A 24667-nucleotide genomic window follows, 5' to 3' on the forward strand; every position below is an offset into this window, starting at 1 on the left:
TTCCGCCGAAAACTCGGCTGAAAGGCACATCCGCCTGTCAGGTGGTAACCGACGAAAGACTACAGAGCAGCCTTGTCGCGAGACTTGCTACGCGAACGCTCGCGAGCGCGCTCGGTTGCATTGAGATGCACCTTGCGGACGCGGACGTCCTCGGGGGTGACCTCGACGCACTCGTCGCCGGAGCAGAATTCCATGGCCGCTTCGAGCTCGAGCTTGATGGGCTTCGCGAGGGTCTCCATCACGTCTGCGGACGACTGACGCATGTTGGTCAGCTTCTTCTCGCGGGTGACGTTGATGTCGAGGTCTTCCTGACGGGGGTTGATACCGACGACGTGACCCTCGTAGGTGTCTGCGCCGGGCTCGACGAAGAAGGTTCCGCGGTCAGCCAGCTGGATCATGGCGAACGGCGTCACCGTGCCGGAACGGTCCGACACGAGAGAACCGGTGTGGCGTGCACGAATCTCGCCGGCCCAGGGGCCGTACCCGTCGAAGACGGCGTTGGCGATGCCGGTTCCGCGGGTATCCGTGAGGAATTCCGTACGGAAGCCGATAAGACCACGCGAAGGAACGATGAACTCCATACGAACCCAGCCCTGACCGTGGTTCGACATCTGAACCATCTTGCCCTTGCGGTTTGCCAGAAGCTGAGTGATGGCACCGAGGTACTCCTCGGGGCTGTCGATGGTCAGCTCTTCGAAAGGCTCGTGGATCTTACCGTCGACAGTCTGAGTGACCACCTGCGGCTTTCCGACGGTCAGTTCGAAGCCTTCGCGACGCATCTGCTCGACGAGGATGGCGAGCGCGAGCTCTCCACGACCCTGGACCTCCCAGGCATCGGGACGTCCGATGTCGAGAACCTTGAGCGAGACGTTACCGACCAGCTCCTGGTCCAGGCGAGCCTTGACCATGCGCGAGGTGAGCTTGTGACCCTTGACGCGGCCGACCAGCGGTGAGGTGTTGGTACCGATCGTGACCGAGATAGCCGGCTGATCGACAGTGATGCGAGGCAGCGCAACCGGGTTGTCGAGGTCGGCAAGCGTGTCACCGATCATGATGTCCGGGAAGCCCGCAACAGCGCAGATATCGCCGGCAAGCGCAACCTCGGCGGGAACACGCTCGACACCGATGGTGGTGAGCAGTTCGGTGATCTTGGTCTTGGTGATGACGGGCTCGCCGTCGACCTCGCGGCACCAGGACACGGTCTGGCCCTTGCGCAGCTCGCCGTTGTGGATGCGAACCAGCGCGAGGCGACCGAGGAATGCCGACGCGTCGAGGTTGGTGACGTGAGCCTGAAGCGGCGCGTCGACCGTGCCCTTGGGGGCCGGGACGTACTCCATCAGAACCTGGAACAGAGCGGTAAGGTCCTCGGCGTCGGGCGCCTGACCGTTCTCGGGCTGCACCGTCGAAGCCTTGCCCTCGCGGCCGGAGGCGTAGAGAACCGGCAGCCCGAGCGCAAGCTCGGCGGCTTCGGCGGCCTCGTCGGAGAGATCGGACGCGAGGTCCAGGAGCAAGTCCTGAGCCTCGGAGACAACCTCTTCGATGCGAGCATCGGGACGATCGGTCTTGTTGACAACCAAGATGACGGGCAGTGAGGCAGCAAGTGCCTTACGCAGCACGAAACGCGTCTGCGGAAGCGGGCCCTCGGACGCATCGACGAGCAGGACGACGCCGTCGACCATGGACAGACCGCGCTCGACCTCGCCACCGAAATCGGCGTGGCCCGGGGTGTCGATGACGTTGATGACGGTGACCGAACCATCCTCGTTGCGCTTGTGCACCGAGGTGTTCTTCGCGAGGATCGTGATGCCCTTCTCGCGTTCTAGGTCGCCGGAGTCCATGACGCGATCGACCAGCTCGGCGCGCTCCTCGAACGCGCCGGACTGACGAAGCATGGCGTCGACGAGGGTGGTCTTGCCGTGGTCGACGTGTGCGACGATGGCAACGTTACGGAAGCTGGTGGTGGTCACGCGATGGCTCTCCTGGCTGAGTTGATTCGGCCACGCGAAAGTCAAGTCGCACGGCTCTTCTGGTGGCCGCTGCACGAGTGTGTGATCCGAATCAGGGCACGAATCGCCTGAATAGGCACCGCGGCCTAGTAAATACTACTCGCTCCGAGCGGATACTCCTGCATTGTGCGGCCTCTATCACCGCCCCCACCAGCCAATAGTGATCTGCACCACGCTGAAGCGAGTAGGATTACGACCTGGAGAAACAGGGTGTTTAAGGGTACGCTAACCTCGTTCCAAGAGCGGGCTCTCCGCCGTAGTGAAACAGGAAAGCCGCAGCGTCACATGGGAAAAATCAAGGCAAGCAAGGTCTCGAAGCTCAAGCCGAAAAAGAAGTGCTGCCGGAAGAAGACACGGTGCATCAAGTGCCCCGTCGTCATCATGCGGATGAAGAAGCTCGAGAACGAGGGCGCATCCAAGAAGGAACTGAAAGCCGGTCTCAAGAAGGCCCGCGCGGCGTAAGCGCCCTCAACTCCTCGAGCAATTCGGGGATCCAGGCTCGATCGTTGTCGACCAGATCCATCGACAAGAGTTCTTCGGCATCGACCCATGCCAACTGAGCGTGGTCGAGCGCGACCGGTTCGCCGGACAGCAACTCCGCCCGGTACGCCCGCAGGACCAACCCGGCCGACAGTTGCACGTCGACGCCGATTCTTGTTCCGCATCGAACCTCTACCGCAAGCTCCTCGCGCAACTCGCGGGCCAACGCAGCCTGCGGCGTTTCGAACTCCTCGACCTTCCCGCCCGGCAGTTCCCAGCGACCGGCCAACGCCGGCGGACTCGTCCGCTGCGCGAGGAGCAGCCTTCCCCCACGGAAGATCGCACCGGCGACAACTTCGCGATCCCTTGCAGGCACATCACTCATCGCACCATGATGGAGTATGGCCACTTTGTTGTCCGACTCCGCGATCCAAAGCGCTCTCGACGAACTGCCGGCCTGGCAGCTGTCGCCGGGCTCGATCACTCGTACCGTCGATTCCGCGACTTTCCCGGATGCGATCGCGCTTCTTCAACGCATCGCGGCTGTCGCCGAGGCCGCAGATCATCATCCTGACATCGACGTTCGCTGGCGAAAGGTCACGTACACGCTTTCGACACACTCGGCGGGCGGTCTCACGGAACTGGACTTCGACCTTGCCCGTCGAATTGACGTACTCGTCGACGATTCGGTCCGTTTCGACTGATCTCCGAGTAAACAAACCTCGCAATCTGACGTAACAGTTGCATCAACTTTCACATAGATCACTTCAGTCACAGGTATGGTCGCCGTAAATCACGATCGAGGCCGGTCATGCCATAGACTCCCCCCGGTGCGTAGCTGCTCAGCAACTGAACAGCTGTACAACCCGGGGGCTCTGTACATAGAGTGACCCCTCGAGCCGTCAAACGCGGAGCTCGCCTAGGCGCCCGCGCGGTATGACTAAGGATGGGGAAACAGTGCTTCGAACCCGAGGTATGCGAAAGGCGTTCACCGCCGTCGCTATTGCCGCAGTAGCAGGACTGGCATTGCCGGCACAGGCAATGGCCGATCCGGCAGCACCGCCCGCACCCGAAAGTGTGCCGATCGAGTTCCTCGCATCGTTTGCGCCCGCCATCATCGGCGCCGCTGCAGGTCCGGCTGACGTCGCCGGCGGCCCGCAGCAAGCGTTGCTCGACCAAGCTCGCGCGATCCTGAACTCTCCCGGCATTCCGCCCGAGATCAAAGCCACCCTCGAGAAGGTCATCACCTTCCTCGACGGCAGCGGCGGCGGCGGACCGGAAATCCCGAACGAGAACGCCCCCGTCATCGCGCAGTTCCTCTACCCGACGCTTGGCAAGGGCTGCATCTCGGCCACCGCCGATTCGGTCGGAACCGCGCTTGCTGTTCCGGGCCCGGCTCACCTGCCCCCTCCCGGCCCCGCTGCCGGTCAGGCCGGGTTCGTCTTCACCGCTCTCGGTACGGCTCCCGCCGTCGACGACCAGCCGGTGCCGATGACCGTGACGTGGGTCAACATCGACAACCAGCGCAGCGCCACCCAGAACCTGACCAACGCGTCGCGCATCAACCCGGATGGTCCCGCCACCTTGTCGGCTATTGCCGATACGGGTCCGGGACGCGTCCTCTCGGTGATCAGCGGTTCGCTGACCACCCAGCCGGAAGGCGCAGATCGCATCACCTGCAGCTTCCTCCCGACCGTGGGTATGTTCGCGGTCGCTTGATCGAAGTCTTGTGAAAGGGACCCGCCGAATTCCGGCGGGTCCCTTTTGCATCTCCGATCACCGTGATAGACCCGATAGATGGGACATCTACGAGTGGATATCACGCATGGCCGTCCAGACAAGGCATCGAGCCCAGACGACCAGTCGATACGGTCTCACAAGTCGAGTCGATCGATACTGTCCATCCGATCCGAGGGGTCCATTCTCTCGATCGGATCGGCGTACTCGATTCTCTCGATCGGTAGCGTCGGCTCTTTCCTTTCGATCGGGAGCATCGGGTCTACGGCATCGGTGCTGAGTTCGGGCTCGTTCGCCAGCCTCGGGTCGGCACTGTCCGGTCTCTCACGCTGGTCACTGCTTTCCTGGCGGGGAAATCACACCGCCCCCGAGGAACATCCGAAACTTGTTGTCATTGCGCCGGAATCGGATTCGAGCGATCCGGACCGATCACTGCGGTCCGTCTCGCACTCTCAGACCTGATTCGGTCGCGGCCATTCGCGGCCTTCCAAGGACTCGACCGAGGTATTGAATTGCCGCAGTAGGTCACCGAGCGCGAGGCGCTGCTCCGGCGTCCACTCACGCAGCGCCTTTGCGACTCCTGCTGTCGAATGTGCGCGGTCTGCACGGAGTTTCGCCAGACCCTGCGCCGTCGGCCGAACTTTTCGAGCCAGCCCACCGTCCGGATCCTCCACCCGCTCCACCAGACCCTGCCGCCTCAGAGCGCCGATCTGCCGGTTGATGGTCGAAATGTCGAGCGAGAAAGCACAAGAGAGTTCCTTGAGGCTCATGGGCTGCTGCAATTCCAGTCGTCCGAGCAACAGATACGCGGACCGGTCCAGAAGAAGTTCGGCTCTTTGAGCCAGCGCGTGGTAACGCGAGAGCAGGGTCAACTCGTACTCGATGTTCACCAGTTCGGGTTCTCGATCCATACTCATATTGTGCAGAATACACACGATGTGTAGCGTGCACATTGGGGCGAACGCACCAAATCAGAACAATCCATGGCGGGAGCCGCATGTCCGTGCACGCAGATTCGTCGAACGTCGACGAGAAATCCCCGGACAAGAAAACCACGGTCACGAACTACGCACCTTCGGGTCCCGTGCTCACAGTCCTCGGGCTGTGCGGAATCGTCGTCGCGCTGATGCAGACACTGGTAGTCCCGATCATCCCGCAGTTGCCTCACCTACTGAATTCCACCCCCACCGACACCTCGTGGGCGGTCACCGCAACACTCCTCGCTGCCGCGGTGATCACGCCGATCAGCGGGCGGCTCGGCGACATGTTCGGCAAGAAGCGAATGCTGCTCGTCAGCCTCGGATTGGTCGTTCTGGGCTCGGCCATCTGCGCGATCGCACCTTCACTCGTGGTGCTCATTATCGGACGTGCACTTCAAGGAGCATCTATCGGGGCGATTCCATTGGGCATAGCCATCATTCGCGATGTACTGCCGCCGAAAAAGGTAGCCGGGGCAATGGCGGTCATGAGCGCCACCCTCGGCGTCGGTGGTGCGATCGGATTGCCCATCGCCGCGGTCATCGCTCAGCATGCCAACTGGCACTTCCTCTTCGTCACTGCGGCGGCACTCGGATTGATCTGCGTCGCACTTGTTGCGTTCGTCATTCCCGAATCAACGGTACGACGCCCGGGCCGTTTCGACTTCGTCGGAGCCCTCGGCCTCACAGTCGGCCTGATCACTCTGCTGCTGCCCATCACCAAAGGCGGGACTTGGGGATGGGGCGACGCAAAAACGCTCGGGCTCTTGGGCGTATCCGCCCTCAGCTTCCTGGTTTGGGGATGGTGGGAGCTTCGACGCAACGCACCTCTAGTGGACCTCCGAGTATCGGCCCGGCCGCAGGTTCTCTTCACCAACTTCGCGTCGATCGCCGTCGGATTTGCCATGTACGGCAACTCTTTGACGCTCCCCCAACTCCTCATGGCACCGACATCCACCGGCTACGGACTCGGATTGTCCATGGTCGCAGCAGGACTCGCGCTGGCTCCCGGTGGACTCGTCATGATGGCACTCTCACCTGTGTCCGCTCGAATTTCGGCGTGGCGAGGCCCGCGAATCACGCTGATGCTTGGCGCGCTGATAATCGGATTGGGTTACACCTTTGCGTATTTCACGGTTTCGAGCGTGTGGCAGGTCTCCGCTGCCGGAATGATCATCGGTGCAGGCGTCGGACTGGCGTACTCGGCGATGCCCGCACTCATCATGGGCGCTGTGCCCATCACGGAATCTGCAGCCGCAAATGGACTGAACTCCTTGATGCGATCGATCGGCACATCGACGTCTGCCGCGATCGTGAGCGTCGTTCTGGCAGGAATGACCATCACCGTCGGCACCGCAGTGATCCCCTCGTTCGAGGCGTTTCGTGCCACGTTCCTGATTTCCATCGCAGCCGCCGTTGTGACGATGGTGTTCGCCGGATTGATTCCCAAACAGAAAGTCACGTAAGGGAATCAACCCGGCAGAGGACTCACTTCTCCGAAGAGCCTTCGATGCTGCCAGTCTGCAACTTCGACAAAAGTGTGTAGATGAAACTGATGATGGTATCCACGCGTTGCCCTCTCACATATTGGGTCCCCGACCCGTCAACGACGGTACCGCAGAACTCGTCTGCATCGAATCGCCGACAATCAATTCTGCAACGTGTTCTAATCTGAAGCGACGACAAACCGAGGAGCCCTTCATGACCTGGACGCGTACCGAACTCGAAGACGCCTTCGCGGGGTACCAGAACACCGTTGTCGAGTGCACTCGTTCCGGCGATTGGAACGCCTTCGCGGACATGTTCACCGAGGACGTCGTCTACGTGGAACACGCTTTCGGAACCCTCAATGGCCGAGAGGCTGTACGCAAGTGGGTCACTCGCACGATGACAGAGTTCCCGGGGCACCGCATGACCGAATTCCCGGCCAACTGGTTCGTCGTCGACGAGCAGCGCGGATGGATCGTGTGCGAGATCGACAACCCGATGGAGGATCCGGGCGACGGATCCAAGCACGGAGCCGCCAACATCACGATCCTGCATTACGCCGGCAACGGATTGTGGTCTCGCGAAGAAGACGCCTACAACCCGATGAACTTCCTGTCGATGGCAAAAGCATGGTGCCTCGCCGCCGAAGCGGCGGGCACCCTCCCCGATGACGCCAAAGCCTGGCTCGCCAAATTCGGCGCTATGGTGCGATAGACCCTGTCGGCAACGAGGATCCGACGGGCTGGACCGGACCGACCGCACCGGCCAACGACCACTGGCCGTAGTCGCGAGTGAGGATCGAGTTCAGATCCACGCCCACGCCGTCGACCTTGCGCTTGTCGATCTCGAACTGGTGCAGGTTTGCCCTCGGGTGCACATATCCTGCGGGCGACCCCCAGTTGTGCTGCCAGAACCAGGTTCCGACGCCGGCGCTGATCATTGCGTCGATCACGCGAGTGTTTCCGTAGATACCGAGTGCTCCGTTGCCGACGACCGAGGCCCACCCCTCGAGGTACGGCGCGATCAGGGTGGTGATTTCGGTACTGGTCGGGTTGTCGTCGATCGACGCGTAAATCGGCCGACCGGACGGCCCACCGGCCGCAGCATGTAGTTCGAGGCCACGGGAAGCATGACGCTTGCCTGCCTCGCGAGCCCCGCGCCAGTCCGCCGTTCCGCCCTTGCCGAATTGATAGCAGGAAACGACTTGGAGTCCGGCCGCCGTCAACGCGTCGGTTTCCCGCGCCAGTACGGGCTTACCGACCATCCAATCGGCTCCCGGGCGCCTGTCCGAGACATATCGAATGGCGCCTGCATACCCGGCGGCCTTGATTGCCTGAGCGGACGGCACACCGGCGGCGTAATCGAGCAGGGTCCCTAGTGAACCGGCATTGGCCACCGACGTCGTACCGCTCAATGCAGCGAGTCCGGCAGCTGCCGATCCAGCAGCTGCGTACTTGAAGAGGTTTCTTCGCGAGACGTGCACAAAGCTCCGATCATCGGCGTGTCCCGCTGGAAGTGGCGGGCAGGCAAGCTATCTTCTTTCGCTCGCATTCCACCACAGTCACATCAACCCCGCCATGCACTTGGCCAACAATGCTCACATTGTCACCAAATTGGACGTTAGACAGATAGTCAAACAGACAACAGTGGCCCCCGAAGACATCGTCTTCGGGGGCCACTGAGTCGGCCTAGCGGCCGGAAGCTATCAGCTGAGCGAGGTGAAGAAGCTCAGAGCGCTGAAGAGATCAGACGCGTTGCTGAAGAAGTCGTTGAGGAAGGTGAAGGCATCCGAGAATTCTGCGCTGCTCATGCGATGTGCTCCTGTCGAAGATACGGTCCAGAGGATTGCCGCCACGTGAGTGGCTGCTGGCGATAAGAGTAGAGGTCTTCCGTTACTTCCGCGACACCAAATGTGTCCGGGACGTTACATTTCGACCCCTTCGGGACACGGACATACACACAGGTGACGCCCACCGGCAGTGATCGAACTGTCACCTACGGACGATTTATTGACGTATTCCGAACATCGTTCCCGATAACAGCTATCTCGCAGCATCAAACCTGTAGGCGGACCACAAGATTGGCAAGCCTTACTTAACAGAGAGGGCGTTGCTCCCGCTAGAGCGCGTACCAGCAGATTGGCCAAATCCCCCGCGGCAATGTGGCCACGCGAGCTTAGCCCGGGCGCAAACATTCAGCCACAGTTCGAGTTAGCGAGATCTTTACGCCGAAAACGACCATCCCGACTGACCGCGGGACCGTACCTAGCGGTCATCATGGTGACGCTATTCACACCGATTTGCGGAACTCCAGGCACAGATAGCAGCCCTATCTCGACACCAATCGGACGTTCGAGGGCACAGTGGAGTTCATGAACCTCACAAAAAAGAAATCCTGGAGTGAGATGTCACCCGCGCAGCGCCGCGTCGTCTCCCTGCTCGCAACGATTCAGTCCCTGTTGGCGATCGCAGCGTGGACCGACCTGGCGCGACGCCCTGCCGATACGGTCAACGGCAGCAAGAAGAAGTGGGCGGCGATCATCTTCGTCAACTTCTTCGGACCGCTCACCTACTTCCGCCGAGGCCGGATTCAGTCGAAGTAGTCCCAGAACTGCAGCCACTTCACGGAGGCGAAGAGCGTCAGAGTCACGACGTACACCGCAATTACCGCTGCGACACCGCGCCAGTTGGTGCGGGGAACGGCGCCGTCGACCGGGTCGAGCCAGTGGCGGAACCACCTGGTGACCGTCGGCATCAGGAACCACGTCATGGCGCCGACGCTGACTATCTGGCTCAACCACATCGACAGCCACGGCGGCGCTCCGATCCCGTCGAGCAGCGGACCGAGAAATCGTGACAGCGTCATCACTGTCGGATAGAGAACGAGCAGGATGATCATCGCCGTTTTCCAATTCGGCGTCGCACGGGTCTGCCCGTTTTCCGTGCGCAGAATCGTACCGAACGGTGTCGACCGCGTGGTCTCGGTGAAGTCCTCGGCCAACTCGGCTCGCAGTTTCGGCAGTGCCGCGGCCCTTTCGGGCGACGCCATCCACTCCGCCAATTGCTGCTCGGTCCGAAACCGAAGGACGGACTTCCACTGGGTGGAGTCGGTGACCGACCGCAACAACATCACCGACTCGTAGCCGGAAAATCGCGAACTGAGATCGATGAGATGGCGTTGCGTTCGCAGAAACTCGTTCTCCTTACCCATGACGACGACGTGGTCGTACACGCCGATACCGGGCGGCGGCAGAACTCCGTCGACGAGGACCAGATCACTCGTCTGTGCCAGAATTCCCGTTGCCGCAGCAGCTCTTTCGAGATCGCGGCGATCACTCGACTCCAGCCAACGGTGAAGATCGTCGGCACTGTCGAATGTGACAGACATGCCGTGCGACACCGGTTCCGGTTGATCACTGATGCCACAGCTCAGGTAGCCGTCGAATCGACCGGCGGTCTCGGCCGCACGCTCGACCCACGCCCGGAATCCCGAACTCGTTCGGTGATACCCGGTGATGGCGGTTGCGGACACGTCAGCCCGACACCCGGCGCCCTTGCACGTATACGTGCGCAATCGCGGGCTCGCGCATCGCCATCAGGAGGCCGAAGAGCGTCTGGTCGCGGGCGAGTATCGGATCATCCGAACGCGTTCCGTGGTTGACGAGCCCGGCGAGCGGCGGCCACCCGGAGGGATCGATCACCAGGAAGTCGGCCTCTTTGCCCTCGTCGAAGTTGCCGATCCGGTTCTCCATGTCCAGCGCGCGAGCACCGGCGAGTGTTCCGGTGAACAGCAGTTCGGCGGGGTGCATCGACACTCCGTCGTCGCCGGCTTCGGAGATATGAACCTTGAAGGCGTCGCCGAGGACTCGGGTGAGCAGGCACTCGTCGCCGCCGCCGAAGTCCGATCCGATCGCGATGTTGACCCCTGACGCAACGGTTCGTTTCCACGGCATGGTGCCTGAGCCGAGAAACTGCTGGGACGTCGGGCAATGTGCGATCGAGGTTCCGGTCTCGGCCATGCGTGCGAGTTCGGAGTCCTGGCAGTGCACCGAGTGCGCGAGTATCGCGCGCGGACCCAGAAAGCTCTTTCCGCCGACCTGTGAGCCGGGGAGGAACTTGCCGTCGTACGTGTCGAGATAGGTCTCGACCTCGTACTCGGCGAGTGTGGTTGCCACCTCGCCGGTTCCCGGCCGATTGTTCTCATTGAGGTGACTGTGGAAGTAGACGCCTCGGTCACGGACCGAGTCGTACAACTCCCCCAAGTCTTTCAGCGTCCGTGTTGTCACCGCGAGGGAGAAGCGAGGAACCACTGCAACGTGAATGAGTGCGGTGTTCACGTCGCCGGTGTCGGCCGCGTGCCACTTGTCGATCTCCTCGCGGGTGAGTCTGATCGCGTCCTCTTCCGAGGTGATCAGCGCGGCAGCGGACGCCGGGCCGGTGGTCTGAATCCCGCGGCCGCTGACCACTCGAAGGCCGCGATTCAGAGTTTCACTGAACAATGCGTCCTGTGCGTGCGGGAAGGCCGATCCGAACACCATCGCGGCCGTCGTTCCCGTGGCGATTCGGCGAGCGCAGAAGGCCTCGGCAGCGTGCTGGGCGAACTCCGGATCAGCGAATCTCGATTCGGAGGGAAAGACGCACAGGTCGAGCCACTCGAGGAGTTGGCCGCCGCCGTACGCATCGCCGGCGTAGGTCTGCGGGAAATGAATGTGGGCATCGACGAATCCGGGCAGCAGGAAACCCGGTCGATGATCGTGAATTTCGCCGCCCGCGAGGTCTCCGGGGAGCGATTCGAATTCTCCGCAGTAGACGATCGTTCCGGCATCGTCGATCGCCAAGACGCCGTCGGGGATCGAGACGAGCGACTGCGCCGCATCCTCAACCGTCGGACGACCGGAAATGTGGAAGACATGGCCTCGATGAAGGTGCGTCACTTACTGAGCAAAGCACAAAACTACCCGGCGCCGCGCGGCGAATGCTGTCCTTTTTGTCAGATATTGGGATCAAGCAAGAGTTGCATGCCAAACAAGAGCCGCAGCCAGTGCACCTGCACCATTCAACGACCAATGCAGAGCAATCGGCGCAATCAGGCTGCCGCTGCGATGACGAAGCCAGGTGAATACGAGACCGGCCGCAGCGGTGGCGAGAACAGCTCCGAGGATGCCGGCGACCTGGCCGACGACTCCGGTACCGAGAAAGCCGGACAGCCCTTCGTTACCACTGGTCAAACCCATCGACGACGCGATATGCCACAGTCCGAACATCAGAGAACCGGCAGCGGCGACGCCGCGGAATCCACTGACCCGGTTCAACGTGCCGTGCAGGACGCCACGGAAAGCCAACTCTTCGGGAATGACGGTCTGCAGCGGGATCACGATCATCGACGCGATGATCGCGCCGGAAATAGTGGCGTAGCGATCCGCCATGAAGAAAGGACGTGTGAGCGGAAGCAGAGCGCCGACGGCGACAACGGTCAGGACCAGGCCGACGGCAGCAAGCGCGTACTTCGAACCTCGCCGCAGGTCACGAGGGGACAGCCCCAATTCCGCCCAACCCATTCCCCGGCGCTTGGTGAGCGCCAACAGGACGAGAGCAGAGATGGGTACCGTCGCGATGCTTGCCCAGGCGGTGGTGAAATGCGCGATCAGATTGGTTCCCACCAGCACCACGATCACAACAGCGATATCCACGTATGCATGCATCCGCGGAAAACGAGGAGCGGTCGCTTCGATCTCCACTGGAGCGATCTCCACTGGGCCGCCGCTCGTTAGCTGAAAGTTCACTTTTTCCAGTGTACTGACGCACGAGAACTGCCCGCCACTGTTTGCGAACACGCTCACAGTGACGGGCAGGTCCCGAAACACCTCTGATCAGGCGCCGAGCGTGCTCGCAAACTTCGGAACGGCGTTGTCGATTGCGTAGGTCAACCCCGGTACCGAGCCACTCGAGAACGCATTGACGAGTGCCGGGTCATCGAGGATCAACAGATGTCCCTCCTGGGCCGACGGGATTGCGCGCAGCAGCGGATCGTTCGCAAACGCACTGCTGTCGAGGAAGATCGGAAACAGAACCGTGAGATCCGCGTCGAACAAGTTCAGGTTCTCGTTGGCGACCGGGATGTAGAAGTTTCCGGTGGCTTTTTCGGTGATCGCCGTCGGGATCGTGAAGCCGAGGCGCGTCATGAAGTCTGCGCGTGCGTCGCCGGGTACGTACGCGCCGTAACCATCGGAACTGTAGGCGCCGACGGCCGCTGTCTTACCCGCAAAGCTCGGATTGGCGGCAATTGCAGCGTCGAACTTGGCGTCGAGGCCGGACAGTAGCGCCTTTCCTTCTGCTTCCTTGCCGAGAGCCTTCGCGACGAGTTCGGTCTGCTGCTCGACCGTCGTCCCGTACGCAGTGGCCAGACCCGGCGGCGGCCCGACCGTCGGCGCGATGGCGCTGAGCTTGTCGTAGGTGGCCTGCGTATTGTCGCTTCTCGTCCACAAAATCAGGTCCGGGTCGAGAGCAATGACGTCCTCGATGCTCAGGTCCATGGTTCCGAGGATCTTCGGGTCCGTGGTGAACTCGTCCGCAATCCAGGGTCCGACACCCTTGCCACCGAACGCCATCCAGTCCGCGACACCGACCGGCTGTGTTCCGAGGGCAAGTGCCGTCTCGGCGTCCGACCAACCGAGCGCGACGACGCGCTGCGGGTTGGCCGGGACCTCGACGTCGCCGAACATGGTCGAGACGGTTGCTCCCGCCTCCGCGGGTGCGTCAGCGCTGTCGCTGCTGCAGCCGGCAAGCCCGGCGACGGCGAGCGAGGCCGCCAAGGCGGTGACTGCAATCTTCATTCGAGAGACTTTGATTCGCATGGTTACCAGCACTCCTCCAACGCTCCAGCGAGAATTAGGGAAGGCTAGCATCAGCTAACGAAGACTGTCGCCCATCGGCCAGATCGTATTCAGGATGCGTCTGCGGCCCGTTCGAGCTCCGCGATGTCGATCTTCTTCATCTTCATCATCGCGTCCGTGGCGCGTTGTGCCTTGGCCCGATCCGGATCCTTCATCAGTTCGAGAAGACGATTCGGGACTACCTGCCAGGACAATCCGAACTTGTCCTTGGCCCATCCGCACGGGCCCTCTTCCCCACCTTCGGTCAGCCTGGACCAGTAGTGATCGACCTCAGCCTGATCGACGCACGGAATCTCGAATGACACTGCTTCCGAGAACGTGAACATCGGTCCGCCGTTCAATCCGGTGAATCGCTGACCGCCGAGCTCGAAGCTGACGGTCATCACCGATCCCGCCGGCATTCCGGAAGGCGATCCCTCGACGTATCTTTCGATTCCCAGGATCTGCCCGGAACCGAACACCGAGATGTAGAAGTTCGCTGCTTCTTCTGCTTGGTTGTCGAACCACAAACAGGGAGTGATGGAAGGCATGTTCTGTCCTTGTCGATGAGGTTACGAAATCAGGTGTACAGGGTTATAGACCCGGCCCGAAGCGGAAACTCATCGCAAGGAATTACTCAAGCCGACAACGCAGAGTCGAGCATCGGCCAGGAGCGAACGAGTTCGTCGCGCCAGTACGGCCAACCGTGCGTCCCCACCGGTTGAGCGCTGCGGGTGACATCGACTGCGCGATCGCGCAACACCTGCGTGATCTGGTCGGTGCACAGGTTCGATCCCAGTTCCATGACCCCGCCAACGACCAGTACCCGGCCCAGGGCAGGAGTATCGAGAGTTTCGTGCGGGCCTGGTAGTCCCGATCCCGAGGCGAGATACACCTTGGTGCCGCGCAGCTTGTCGGCATTGGCGAAAATGTCGTGCTCTTGCCAAGCCTCACTGCCGGCCGGACCCCACATCTGTTCCGAACGGGCATTTCCGTTGATGACCACAAGATCGGTCAACGCCTTGCCGAATCCTCCGACGGTTGTGTAGCAGCCGCTGTAGCCCGCGACCGCGTCGTACAACCCGGCCGAGCGTTGGGCCAGGATCAGCGCGGCCTCTGCGCCCATCGAGATCCCGCCGATTGCGTTGTGCCCGTTCGTTGCGAATCTCGTGTCGATCAGTGGGGGAAGCTCTTTCGTGAGGAACGTCTCCCATTTCAGACGACCGAATTTCGGGTGGTCTTCCTGCCAATCGGTGTACATGGTGCCGGTTCCACCGATGGGGAGTACGACGTTGACGTTCTTGTCGGCAAAGAACGGGACGATATCGCCGTTAGCCGGAGCCAGCCAGTTGTTCTCTTCGATCTGCCCGGAATTGCCGTCCAGGAGATACAGCGTCCCGCGCGGTTCCGAGCGGTCGGCAGGAAGCAGTACTTTCACCTGCATGGTGCGCCCCATGGCGGGACTCGCGACGTCGAGAAGAACCAAGCGCGAAGACAGTTCGGTGACACTCGTTATCTTCGGGGTCTCGTCGGCGAGCGCGGTCGAGGGCAACGCAAGTAGTGAAATCAAGGCGAGCGCGCCGACGAGAACGACGCTTCGAAGGCTTGCTCGATGGGGCCTCACACGCCGAGCGACGCGGCGATCATCGGCCACGAGTCGTGTAAGTCGTCTTCCCAGTATCCCCATGAATGCGTTCCTGCCGGCTTGAAGTTGTAGCGAATGTTGTTCATACCCAATGCGTTCGTCCTGTCCGCAAGCTGGGTGGTGCAGTAGTGAGTTGCCGCCTCGATTCCGCCACCGAGTACAAGCTGCAACGCCAAATCTGTGACGTCGTTGTCGATCCGTGGATCGGCAAGCGTGTCGTACGGACCCGGAATCCCGGTTGCGGTAGTGATGTACATCGGGATTCGAGGTAGCTTGTCCGCGTTGACAACCGGATCGTGAGCCGGCCAACCCGGGCCATCGTACGGACCCCACATGTTCTCCGCGTTGCCACCACCCACTGCGACCACGAGTTTCACGAAGTCCTGACCGATGCCTGGACTCGTCATCGCACACCCGCTGAAGGACCCGACACTGTTGTACAGCGCGGGCGCCGCCATAGCCAGATCCAGTACCGACGTGCCTGCCATCGACAAGCCGGCAAGTGCGTTCTCGCCGGTCGTCCCGAACGTCGAATCAATGACTGGCGGTAGTTCTTCCGTCAGGAACGTGGTCCACATGTTGACCCCGTTGTTGTTGCCGGATTTCGCGAGGCCGGGGTCCGGCCGCTCCCAATCGGTGTAGTAACTGAATGCTCCACCGAGAGGGGTGACCACGTTGACGTGCCTGTCCGCGAAGAACTTCGGTGCATCGGTCCGCACCGACCACGTCGCGTCGTCTTTTCCTCCGTCCACTCCATTGAGTAGGTATAGCGTCGGAGCGGGCGTGGAGGTATCAGCCGGCCGCAAGACCTGCAACGGAATGTCGCGCCCCATCGACGGTGAGTACACCGAGATGTCGACCAGCCTGCTGTCCACCGGCTGAGCGTGACCCGGTGCCGTGAGGAGCTGGAGCCCACATACTGCCGTGGCCAACGCCACGAAGACGCGGAAAACCGTTCGCAAAGCACGAGTCTCGATCATCCGGGTCACTCTCTTCGGCAGCGGAACCTTTCGAACGGTACCGGCCGAAAGAGGCAAACCCGACGTGATCGGAAAAACTCGATCCGGTCGACCTAGTTCCGATCGACACGGAAAGGCTCACGCACCGAGTGCGTGAGCCTTTCTCGTCAGACGACGCTTACTTGGGCGTAACCGTGCCGCCGCTGAGCGTGGTCAGTGCGTCGACGAGACGCTGACCGAGGTTGTTGACGCTTCCGATGGCTTCACCGAGAGATCCCATGAGTTTCCTCCTGCAGTTTGTCGAAATTGAAGTAACTACACCCGGAGCGGGCGTGGCAAAGTCGCGCTGAATTAGGGGGTGGGGTCTTTGGAGATGGTCTCTACCGATCCCATGAAGGTCTTGAGCAGACCGTCAGCGCTGAACAGTGATCCCAGGCCCTGAACAACAGCGCCGAGAATTCCTTCCATTGAACCCATGTGAATCTCCTTGAGAGGTCAGAGGTCAGCTGCCGAAAAGCACCCGACAGTGCTGTGACAGCTGCGTCACATCTGTAATGTATCCGTGACGTGGGTAACAGTAATCATACGAACGACCAGTTGGCAAAGGATTCCGACAATGGGGTCATTATTTCGACTAATAAGGTCTGCTACTGAAAAAATTCCGGACAATCGGTCGAATTTCACCAATTCTGTCGTCGCTTTGATCAACTGTCCCAAATCCTGCGGTTACCCACCAGTAAACTGAAATCATGTCTAGCGCAACCTCACTCACGCAGGTGGCTAATTTCCGGTGGCACCGCCATCAACTCGACCGAGCGGCTGCCGGTGACGCCGATCACAGCGATTGCAGCATTCTCGATCTCGGGATTCAGAACACCGGACCTGACGGAGCCGCCTGGGCCCTGCGGATCCGCGGCGTCCGCGGCGACGTTACTGAGCTCGCTCTCGCCTGGACGTTGCGCGGCGCTCCCCACTATTACCGTCGGGGCGACCTGCCTGCCATCGCCGTCGCCACGTCGCCGTTCAGCGAGGCTGATGCAGCCAAGCGCATTTACGACGCGAATCGGCCCCTGAAGGCCGCCGGCATCCCGACGCTGAGTGCCCTGCAAACAGTTGCTACTGCGATGCGGGACATCGTCTCGAAACCAACCGTCAAGGGCGAGATGTCCGCGCAATTGACCACGCGGGTCACCGAGCCCTTTCTGAGATTCTGCCGCCCGTGCAACGCCACTCATCTGTACGAGATGCCGTTCCGGCTCGCGGCACTTCAGGCAGGCCTCGAGCTACAGCCGGGCACATCTCCCCCAGTGCTCGAACGCATTCCGGGTTGGCGCCGACGCCCGTACACAGCCTCAGGTTCAGACGCCGATCCCCGCTTCGACGTGATTCGCGGGTATCTGCGCTTCTACGGCCCCGCCACTCCTGCTCACGTCGCGTCGTTTCTCGATGCCCCGGTCAAGGACGTCAAAGCCCACTGGCCCGTCGATGCCGAGGAGATCGAGGTGAACGGCGAGAAGCGGTGGATTCTCGAACAAGACCGCGAAGACTTGCTCGGCTCCCCCTCCGATTCGAGTACGCGCTTGCTCGGGCCTTTCGATCCGTATGTACAGCTCAAGGATCGGGAGACCCTGGTGCCCGATCCGGCCGCCCAGAAGACGGTGTGGCCGACCCTCGGGCGACCGGGCACGGTGGTGGTCGGCGGCACGATCACCGGACTGTGGCGACCGCGGGCGTCCGGAAAGAAGCTGAAGGTCGCGATCACCCCGTGGGGAACGTGGTCACGATCGGCCCGTGCAGCAGTGGCCGAGCAGGCCGAAATACTTGCCGAATTTCGCGGCGTCGAGCTCTCCGAACTGGTCGAAGTATCTTGATCGAGCCAGTGGCATCCGGATAATTCCAGCTCACACCCGCCCCGATTCGGAGAAGGAAACCCCCAACGATAACCTGAATGCGACCCTCGCACGCACCCTTGTTCAGGAGAGATGATGGCCGACTTCCTCTATGAGGACCTGTTGCCGATCGGTGATGACACCACCGAGTACCGATTGCTCACCACCGAAGGGGTGTCGACAGTCGAGGGACCGGACGGCCGCACCTTCCTTCAGGTCGAGCCGGAAGCGATGCGCTTGCTGACCGAAACGGCGCTGCACGACATCTCTCATTACCTGCGCACGGATCACCTGACGCAGCTCGCGAGCATCCTCGACGATCCCGAAGCGTCGAACAACGACAAGTTCGTCGCGCTCGACCTGCTCAAGAACGCCAATATCGCCGCTGCCGGCGTTCTGCCGATGTGCCAGGACACCGGAACCGCCATCGTCATGGGCAAGCGTGGACAGCACGTACTCACCCCCGGCGACGACGAGAAGTCCATTGCCCGCGGTGTCTACGACGCATACACGCGTCTGAACCTGCGCTACTCGCAGAACGCCCCCATCACGATGTGGGACGAGAAGAACACTGGCAATAACTTGCCCGCGCAGATCGAGCTGTACGCCGATACTGCTGCCGGACATGAGAACTCGTACAAGTTCCTCTTCATGGCCAAGGGCGGCGGCAGCGCCAACAAGTCCTACCTGTACCAGGAAACCAAAGCGATCCTGAACCCCGACTCGATGATGCAGTTCCTCGAGGCAAAGATCCGCTCGCTCGGTACCGCTGCCTGCCCGCCGTACCACCTTGCAATCGTCGTCGGCGGCACGTCGGCCGAGTTCGCGATGAAGACAGCCAAGTACGCGTCCGCGCACTACCTCGACGAGCTCCCCACCGAAGGCGCCATTACGGGCCGCGGCTTCCGCGATCACGAACTCGAGAAGAAGGTCTTCGAGCTCACGCAGAAGATCGGCATCGGCGCACAGTTCGGCGGTAAGTACTTCTGCCACGACGTCCGCGTCGTTCGACTCCCCCGCCACGGCGCTTCATTGCCCGTCGCCATTGCGGTGTCGTGCTCGGCCGATCGACAGGCGAAGGCCAAAATCACGCCGGAGGGCGTGTTCCTGGAACAGCTCGAATTCAACCCGGGCCGTTTCCTGCCCGAGGTCACGGACGCTCAGCTCGACGAAGAGACCGATGGCATTTCGGGTACCGGCAAGGGTGCTGCGGTCAAGATCGACCTCACCAAGCCGATGGCCGAGATCCTCGCCGAGCTTTCCAAGCACCCGGTGAAGACTCGTCTGTCGCTCACCGGTCCGCTCGTCGTGGCACGCGACATCGCGCACGCCAAGATCAAAGAGCGTCTCGACGCAGGTGAAGAGATGCCGCAGTACCTCAAGGATCACCCGGTGTACTACGCCGGCCCAGCCAAGACGCCCGACGGTATGGCGTCGGGTTCGTTCGGCCCGACCACGGCCGGCCGTATGGACTCGTACGTCGAGCAGTTCCAGGCCGCCGGTGGCTCGATGATCATGCTGGCCAAGGGAAACCGTTCCAAGCAGGTTACCGACGCCTGCAACACCCACGGAGGTTTCTACCTCGGATCGATCGGTGGGCCGGCGGCTCGTCTGGCACTCGACTGCATCAAGAAGGTCGACATCCTCGAGTACGCCGAACTGGGTATGGAAGCCGTCTGGAAGATCGACGTCGAGGACTTCCCCGCGTTCATCGTCGTCGACGACAAGGGCAACGACTTCTTCGCCCACACCGGTGAAGTGACCCTGACGATCGGCAAGCGTCCGGGCCTGTAGACGCGTCAACAGCAAAGAGCCCCGGCGAGTTTCGATCGCCGGGGCTCTTTTGTGTCTTGTCAGGTCCAGAGCGCAGCCACGAATACGGTTACGATCGACAACCCGCCGACGACGTGCACCAGATTCGGATTGGGTTGCCCCTTCTTCTGCTTCGCCCGGGTGATCTCGGCCAGCGCCACGATCACCAGCGAAAGCACCAGCTTCACAGCGATTTTCGCGTGAATGTAGTTCTTGTCCAGCGCGCCTTCGCCCAAGCCGACGATGATCAGGCCGGACACGAACTGCATCCTGGCACCCCACACCATGACCTCGGTGATCGAAGGAGCCTTGAGGACGGTGAAGTAGCTACCGACCAGGGCAGCCATACCGAGTAGGTGAATCACTACAAAGACGTTGTATAGAACAGACATACAAGCACTTTAACTTGTACCTTGTTCTGGCCGAACGGAACTGCGACTTCTCTCATAGAAGTCCGGCTTCGGATGCGGCGGAACGATATTTCGCTGCCAAGGTGTCCACCGTCTCGTGTGCGTTGAGGCCACTGGGATTGGGCACGATCCACAGTTTTGCCCCCTCGAAATCACGGTCTTGGCGCCCGGCCTTCGCCTTCTTGTCACCGAAAGCTGTTCGATAGGCGGTGATCCCGGCGAAGGCAACTACTTTCGGTTTTGTCGCACGCACGACCGCCCGCACCCGCACTCCCCCGGCGGCAAGCTCCTCCGCCGTCAACTCGTCGGCTCTGGCCGTCGCGCGAACGGCGAGATTGGTGATACCGACGCCGCGATCGATCAGGTGCTGCGTATCGGCGTCCGACATACCCGCGGAAGGATCGATCGGACGCTCGATGATGCCTGCCCTCAGCAGTGCCGGGTAGAACCGATTACCCGGCCTGGCGAAATGCGCGCCGGTCGCCGCCGTCCACAGTCCCGGATTGATACCGACGAACAACAGACGACAATTCGGCCCGATCAGATCCTCGATCTCGGCGTCTCGGAACGATTCCAGTTCGGCGCGCGTGAATCCCATGCTGCCAGTACATCAGGCCGTCACGACAGCGCTTCGCGTACCTCGTCGATCGCGTCGTGCATCATCTGCTCGTACACGTCGATGTCCGCGATCGAGGCCGGACTGCTGGTGATGCTGATCGTCACCGTGTCCCCGATCCCGTGTACGCCGTGGGTCAAGGACATGACCGGTGACAAACTCGGGAAGCCGGCTGTGAACCGAACGACGCCGCCTCCGAGCACCAGATCCGCGTCACCGCGCGCGACACTCGACACCACGGTGTTGCCGGTGACCTCGTCGGGCACTGCCGTGAAATCGTATTGCTGCACGCCCCAACGGACCAGCGGGCCGGGAACCGCGTTCAGCGCGAGATCCGAAGCTGCGCTGGACGGATGGGATGCCCGTGCGCGACGCTCGTCCATCGACGCCTTGATCCGTTGAGCTCGCTCACGGAGGTCATCGATATCCGGGAACAGTCCGACACCTGCATTGCGGAAGTGGTTGCGCGCCGTGGGTGTACCCGCCTTGGCGATGGTCACCTCGGCTCCCAGTTCCAGCGGTACCGAGCCGTCTCGCTCGGTGAGGTAATTCGCCATCGCTACCGAGATGGCTGTCATCGCTCCGACCGTGACGGATACGCCGTCACCACGGAAATCTGCGCTGTCCCGCACGACCATGCGCACCAGTCGGTGAGATCCAGGCGGGATGTTGGAGCGCACCTTGGGACGGCTCGCCGCCTGCGGCGCAACAACTCCCGATTCGGTGTCCGCCTGCAGCTGTAACTGCGCTCGGTGCCCCGCCCGGCCGTCGCGGAACAGCGAAACAAGTTGACCCGGAAGGCGCAGGGCGGCGCGGCCCAGAATCTCGGCTGATCCGCTACGCCGCACGTCCGTCTTCTGCTTTGCGGGCGGTTGCGGCGAGAACAGCTGGCGAGCAATCGCCGACGCGCGTTTGCCGTCCGCCAGAGAATGCGCGACCTGCAGAACTGCGATCAGCGCCGGGCCGCTACAACGCGGCGCGCCGGTGACGCCGTGGAACAGGTGAAGCGTCCACGGGGACTCACGCGGGTCGACGTGGTTTTCGAGAAGCTTTTCGATTCCGTGAATACACGATGGCCACGAGTCATCCGGCAGCTCATGCACTCTCACCAACGAGGCATCGACCGGCATGGGATCCCAGAGCGGATAGTCGAGATGCCACGGTGATTCACGAATCCGAACATTGAGATCCGGAATGAGCGACGCTCGTTCCACCACCGAGCGTCGTAGCTCGTCGATCGACTGGCTCTGCCCGTCGAAACAGTAGAGCAGTAGTTGATCGTTGGGGATCTTCTCCGAAATCCAGAAGGTTTGGGCATCGGTGGGCGTCATCCGTAACACCGGGAGACGGTACCACCGGCTCGTCAGCCCTTTTCGGCAGCAGCTTTCAGCTGGGACAGGCCCTTCTCGAAATCCTTTCCGACGAGCTTGTCCATGCTGAAGATGAAACCGAAGATCTTGAAGAACAGATTCTTCTTTCCAGTCATCTTCCACGTCACCTGAACTTCACCGGCATTGGGAGAGGCACCGGCAGTCGGAGAGATGAGAAAGGTGGTGACGTTCTGTGCCTTGAACGGCTTGAGGAAGGCCAGGTCCAAAACTACGCGTTCGTCTGGGACGGATTCGGTGATCACCATCGAACCGGAACCTGCCTTCTTGTTGCCGGCCCAGGCGTACGAAGCCCCGACGCCCGCGTCAGGACCCGCGTACGTGCGCTGCATTGCCGGGTCGAGACCTTCCCAGGGCGACCACTGCGTCCACTGGTGGAAATCGTTGATCAACGCGAAGACGACCGATGCTTCTGCCTTGACGATCGTCGTACGTTCTACCAGGAATTCGTCGGAATTCTGCGAAGCCATCGTCGATCTCCAATTCTCGGGCGTGACAAGTGTTCGGAATTATCCACGGTCGACGAGATCGGGGCGAGTCGACACTCAGTCGCGCAGACACAGGCAGAAGTGGTGACCGACTGGGTCGCGGTAGACGCGGAAAGTCTGATGCTCCGGGATGCCGGTCACCCGCTGCGCACCCAGGCTGATCACCCAAGCCTCCGCGGGGTCGAGAGAATCGACGAGCAGATCCAGATGGATTCCGACGCCGGATGTCGGCCAGTCGACCGGAACAAAATCCGGAGCAAGCTGAAACGCGAGCCGCTCGCCGGCGGGTCCTTCGATCACGTGCCAATCATCTTCGTCCCGAACGCTTTTCCAGTCGAGGACCTGGACGTAGAAGTTGGCCAATGCAGCCGGATCCGGGCAGTCCAGGACTGCGTAGTCCATACCGATGTTCGGACGCGTCACTGAGCCTTCTTCTCCTGAACTTTCTTACGCACGAACAACAACGGAAGCACCAGCGTCGCAAGTGCTGTTACCAGCCACACGACGACTGTTCCCAGAATCCACGTCGAGACACCGGAGATCGACAGATTGGAGAAGAGCGACGCAACCAACAGAGCGACAAACGTCGACACCAATCCGATTCCACCGAGAAATGCTGGTGCGTGGCGCTTTGCCACTGTCGCGATGAACGGCGCCAGAACCGACTGCGCTATCGCAAAGATCACGACCGCAACGATGAATCCGGATGTGGGCGCCGAGAAGCCCGAAAGAATCAACGACGCAACAAGAAGCCCGACAGCGGCAGAACCCAGGAAGATCGCGGCGCGAATCAGGAAGCTGATCATTTGTTGATCCTATATGTCGGATATCGAGCAGAACAGATATTCACAATCCCAGAGATTCCTGCACCTCTCGCAATGTACGGGCAGAAGATCGGAGCCCCGAAGCCTCTTTTTCTGAAAGTGGTACCTCGAGGACTCGACCGGCACCCGCACGACCGACCATCGTGGGAAGGGACAGGCAAACGCGCTCGAGTCCGTGGACACCGGTCTGCAAGGTCGATACCGGAAGAACCCGTTGTTCGTCCCGCAACACGACTTCCGCGATGAATGCGCTCGACAATCCGATGGCGAGGTTGGTCGCACCCTTTCCTTCGATGATCTCGTAGGCACTCTCGACCACAGACTTCGCGACATTCGCGCGTAAGTCGGGGCCGAGGACGCCGCCCGACGGTCCCACGAACGAGGTTGCCGGCACTCCGCCGATGGTTGCGCTCGACCAGAGCGGAATCTCGGAGTCCCCGTGCTCGCCGACGATGAAGGCATGGACGTTCTCGACCGCGACTCCGAGTTCGGTGGCCAGCAGGAATCGCAATCGGGCCGTGTCGAGCACCGTCCCCGATCCGAAAATTCGGCTGCGGTACGACGGTCCCGCAGCCTGGATCGCTGCGTAGGTCGCCACGTCGACCGGGTTGGTGACGAAGAGTAGAACCGCGTCCGGTGACACCGCCAACAGTTGTTCGGTCAGAGTCTGTGCAATCTTGACGTTCACCGCGGCAAGTTCGAGCCGCGACTGGCCGGGATGCTGTTTTGCGCCCGCGGTGACGACAACCAAGTCGGATCCCGCGGTGACCGAGATGTCATCACCTCCCTCGACGGTGCACGGCGGTGTGAACTGGGTTCCGTGGTTGAGATCGAGAACTTCGGCACGGACCTTTGCACTGTTGGTGTCGTAGAGGGCGAGCGCGTCGGCTGATCCGCGTATCAAGCACGCGTACGCAATCGCAGTGCCGACGCTTCCCGCACCGACAACGGACACTTTTCGCCTGGATGAACGATTCGGCGTCGTCATGGGTAAATGGTGCTCGCTCGATAACGATTTCGCAGCACAACGGATTGCCAGCCTCTTCTCAGGGTTTGGATGCCGGCCTCTCAGAATTG

28 protein-coding genes are annotated in these 24667 nt (G+C 61.3%); 9 read left to right on the top strand and 19 right to left on the bottom strand.

All coding sequences use genetic code 11. The features are described 5' to 3' along the window. Positions 1–59: 59 nt before the first annotated feature. A complete protein-coding gene (typA, locus tag ABX74_RS11505; RefSeq protein ID WP_019744525.1) occupies positions 60–1967 on the bottom strand; it encodes a translational GTPase TypA in 1908 nt (635 codons plus the stop codon). A gap of 324 nt (positions 1968–2291) precedes the next feature. Between typA and ABX74_RS30380 the strand changes: the two genes are divergently transcribed. Beyond that, positions 2292–2468: a hypothetical protein gene (locus tag ABX74_RS30380; protein ID WP_019744526.1), complete on the top strand. Its 177-nt coding sequence runs from the start codon at positions 2292–2294 to the stop codon at positions 2466–2468. Here the strand turns inward: ABX74_RS30380 and ABX74_RS11510 are convergent. Next, entirely contained in the window at positions 2446–2871 is a 426-nt protein-coding gene (locus ABX74_RS11510) for a (deoxy)nucleoside triphosphate pyrophosphohydrolase (RefSeq protein WP_047888869.1), read from the bottom strand. The genes ABX74_RS30380 and ABX74_RS11510 overlap by 23 nt on opposite strands. Positions 2872–2887: 16 nt before the next feature. Between ABX74_RS11510 and ABX74_RS11515 the strand changes: the two genes are divergently transcribed. The 3 genes from ABX74_RS11515 (at position 2888) to ABX74_RS30595 (ending at position 4685) form a co-directional block, all read left to right on the top strand. Further along, the gene (locus tag ABX74_RS11515; protein WP_029255826.1) at positions 2888–3190 is read left to right on the top strand and encodes a 4a-hydroxytetrahydrobiopterin dehydratase; all 303 of its coding nucleotides are present in this window, start codon (positions 2888–2890) and stop codon (positions 3188–3190) included. Positions 3191–3461: 271 nt separating this feature from the next. Then, entirely contained in the window at positions 3462–4205 is a 744-nt protein-coding gene (locus ABX74_RS11520) for a hypothetical protein (RefSeq protein WP_029255827.1), read from the top strand. A gap of 78 nt (positions 4206–4283) precedes the next feature. After that, positions 4284–4685: a hypothetical protein gene (locus ABX74_RS30595; RefSeq protein WP_223257892.1), complete on the top strand. Its 402-nt coding sequence runs from the start codon at positions 4284–4286 to the stop codon at positions 4683–4685. Here ABX74_RS30595 and ABX74_RS11530 read toward each other — a convergent pair. Beyond that, entirely contained in the window at positions 4676–5134 is a 459-nt protein-coding gene (locus ABX74_RS11530) for a MarR family winged helix-turn-helix transcriptional regulator (RefSeq protein ID WP_080945697.1), read from the bottom strand. The two genes, ABX74_RS30595 and ABX74_RS11530, sit on opposite strands and share 10 nt — an antisense overlap. Positions 5135–5220: 86 nt before the next feature. On the opposite strand from ABX74_RS11530, the gene ABX74_RS11535 reads away from it, so the two are divergent. Both ABX74_RS11535 and ABX74_RS11540 read left to right on the top strand, forming a co-directional pair. Further along, on the top strand, positions 5221–6666 hold the full coding sequence (locus tag ABX74_RS11535) for an MFS transporter (RefSeq protein ID WP_047888870.1): 1446 nt from the start codon (positions 5221–5223) through the stop codon (positions 6664–6666). Between the two features lie 235 nt (positions 6667–6901). Further along, the gene (locus ABX74_RS11540) at positions 6902–7402 is read left to right on the top strand and encodes a nuclear transport factor 2 family protein (protein ID WP_007726289.1); all 501 of its coding nucleotides are present in this window, start codon (positions 6902–6904) and stop codon (positions 7400–7402) included. On the opposite strand, the gene ABX74_RS11545 is transcribed toward ABX74_RS11540, so the two are convergent. Then, on the bottom strand, positions 7389–8171 hold the full coding sequence (locus tag ABX74_RS11545) for a DUF1906 domain-containing protein (RefSeq protein WP_020908491.1): 783 nt from the start codon (positions 8169–8171) through the stop codon (positions 7389–7391). The two genes, ABX74_RS11540 and ABX74_RS11545, sit on opposite strands and share 14 nt — an antisense overlap. 888 nt (positions 8172–9059) lie before the next feature. On the opposite strand from ABX74_RS11545, the gene ABX74_RS11550 reads away from it, so the two are divergent. Then, positions 9060–9290, top strand: a complete 231-nt coding sequence (locus ABX74_RS11550) for a PLD nuclease N-terminal domain-containing protein (protein WP_047888918.1) — start codon at positions 9060–9062, stop codon at positions 9288–9290. Here the strand turns inward: ABX74_RS11550 and ABX74_RS11555 are convergent. The 8 genes from ABX74_RS11555 to ABX74_RS30750 form a co-directional block, all read right to left on the bottom strand. Next, positions 9278–10219: an antibiotic biosynthesis monooxygenase gene (locus tag ABX74_RS11555; RefSeq protein WP_047888871.1), complete on the bottom strand. Its 942-nt coding sequence runs from the start codon at positions 10217–10219 to the stop codon at positions 9278–9280. The two genes, ABX74_RS11550 and ABX74_RS11555, sit on opposite strands and share 13 nt — an antisense overlap. A gap of 1 nt (position 10220) precedes the next feature. Then, positions 10221–11621: an amidohydrolase family protein gene (locus ABX74_RS11560; protein ID WP_020908493.1), complete on the bottom strand. Its 1401-nt coding sequence runs from the start codon at positions 11619–11621 to the stop codon at positions 10221–10223. 69 nt (positions 11622–11690) lie between these two features. Next, positions 11691–12389 (bottom strand): CPBP family intramembrane glutamic endopeptidase, encoded by a 699-nt coding sequence (locus ABX74_RS11565; RefSeq protein ID WP_020908494.1) that lies wholly within the window; start codon positions 12387–12389, stop codon positions 11691–11693. Between the two features lie 168 nt (positions 12390–12557). Beyond that, positions 12558–13520, bottom strand: a complete 963-nt coding sequence (locus ABX74_RS11570; protein WP_223257893.1) for an iron-siderophore ABC transporter substrate-binding protein — start codon at positions 13518–13520, stop codon at positions 12558–12560. A 110-nt stretch (positions 13521–13630) separates the two neighbouring features. After that, positions 13631–14110: a VOC family protein gene (locus ABX74_RS11575; protein ID WP_007726307.1), complete on the bottom strand. Its 480-nt coding sequence runs from the start codon at positions 14108–14110 to the stop codon at positions 13631–13633. An 86-nt stretch (positions 14111–14196) separates the two neighbouring features. Beyond that, on the bottom strand, positions 14197–15183 hold the full coding sequence (locus tag ABX74_RS11580; RefSeq protein WP_223257894.1) for an alpha/beta hydrolase: 987 nt from the start codon (positions 15181–15183) through the stop codon (positions 14197–14199). After that, positions 15180–16184 (bottom strand): alpha/beta hydrolase, encoded by a 1005-nt coding sequence (locus ABX74_RS11585; RefSeq protein WP_047888873.1) that lies wholly within the window; start codon positions 16182–16184, stop codon positions 15180–15182. The genes ABX74_RS11580 and ABX74_RS11585 overlap by 4 nt, the downstream gene beginning before the upstream one ends. Positions 16185–16514: 330 nt before the next feature. Continuing rightward, the gene (locus ABX74_RS30750) at positions 16515–16640 is read right to left on the bottom strand and encodes a hypothetical protein (protein WP_019744544.1); all 126 of its coding nucleotides are present in this window, start codon (positions 16638–16640) and stop codon (positions 16515–16517) included. Between the two features lie 272 nt (positions 16641–16912). Here ABX74_RS30750 and ABX74_RS11590 point away from each other — a divergent pair, with 272 nt between their 5' ends. Both ABX74_RS11590 and ABX74_RS11595 read left to right on the top strand, forming a co-directional pair. After that, on the top strand, positions 16913–18034 hold the full coding sequence (locus ABX74_RS11590) for a winged helix DNA-binding domain-containing protein (protein WP_047888874.1): 1122 nt from the start codon (positions 16913–16915) through the stop codon (positions 18032–18034). A gap of 114 nt (positions 18035–18148) precedes the next feature. After that, positions 18149–19846, top strand: coding sequence for a fumarate hydratase (locus ABX74_RS11595; protein WP_003945198.1), 1698 nt, complete (start codon positions 18149–18151; stop codon positions 19844–19846). 59 nt (positions 19847–19905) lie between these two features. On the opposite strand, the gene ABX74_RS11600 is transcribed toward ABX74_RS11595, so the two are convergent. The 7 genes from ABX74_RS11600 to ABX74_RS11630 all read right to left on the bottom strand — a co-directional run bounded on the left by ABX74_RS11600 (position 19906) and on the right by ABX74_RS11630 (position 24578). Further along, on the bottom strand, positions 19906–20256 hold the full coding sequence (locus tag ABX74_RS11600; protein WP_003945214.1) for a hypothetical protein: 351 nt from the start codon (positions 20254–20256) through the stop codon (positions 19906–19908). 52 nt (positions 20257–20308) lie between these two features. After that, positions 20309–20872 carry a mismatch-specific DNA-glycosylase gene (locus ABX74_RS11605; protein ID WP_020970240.1) on the bottom strand — a complete coding sequence of 188 codons (564 nt, stop codon included), beginning with the start codon at positions 20870–20872 and terminating at the stop codon, positions 20309–20311. Between the two features lie 20 nt (positions 20873–20892). Continuing rightward, positions 20893–22221, bottom strand: coding sequence for a WS/DGAT domain-containing protein (locus tag ABX74_RS11610; protein WP_021345023.1), 1329 nt, complete (start codon positions 22219–22221; stop codon positions 20893–20895). 32 nt (positions 22222–22253) lie between these two features. Then, complete coding sequence (locus tag ABX74_RS11615) at positions 22254–22748, bottom strand: SRPBCC family protein (protein WP_042952474.1); 495 nt, start codon at positions 22746–22748, stop codon at positions 22254–22256. Positions 22749–22823: 75 nt separating this feature from the next. After that, on the bottom strand, positions 22824–23189 hold the full coding sequence (locus ABX74_RS11620) for a VOC family protein (protein WP_020908504.1): 366 nt from the start codon (positions 23187–23189) through the stop codon (positions 22824–22826). Then, positions 23186–23572 carry a phage holin family protein gene (locus tag ABX74_RS11625; protein WP_019744552.1) on the bottom strand — a complete coding sequence of 129 codons (387 nt, stop codon included), beginning with the start codon at positions 23570–23572 and terminating at the stop codon, positions 23186–23188. The genes ABX74_RS11620 and ABX74_RS11625 overlap by 4 nt, the downstream gene beginning before the upstream one ends. A gap of 40 nt (positions 23573–23612) precedes the next feature. Further along, positions 23613–24578 carry an L-lactate dehydrogenase gene (locus ABX74_RS11630; RefSeq protein ID WP_019744553.1) on the bottom strand — a complete coding sequence of 322 codons (966 nt, stop codon included), beginning with the start codon at positions 24576–24578 and terminating at the stop codon, positions 23613–23615. Between the last annotated feature and the right edge of the window lie 89 nt (positions 24579–24667).

It is taken from the genome of Rhodococcus sp. ARP2 (assembly GCF_001029585.1).
GTDB classification, from domain to species: domain Bacteria; phylum Actinomycetota; class Actinomycetes; order Mycobacteriales; family Mycobacteriaceae; genus Rhodococcus_F; species Rhodococcus_F erythropolis.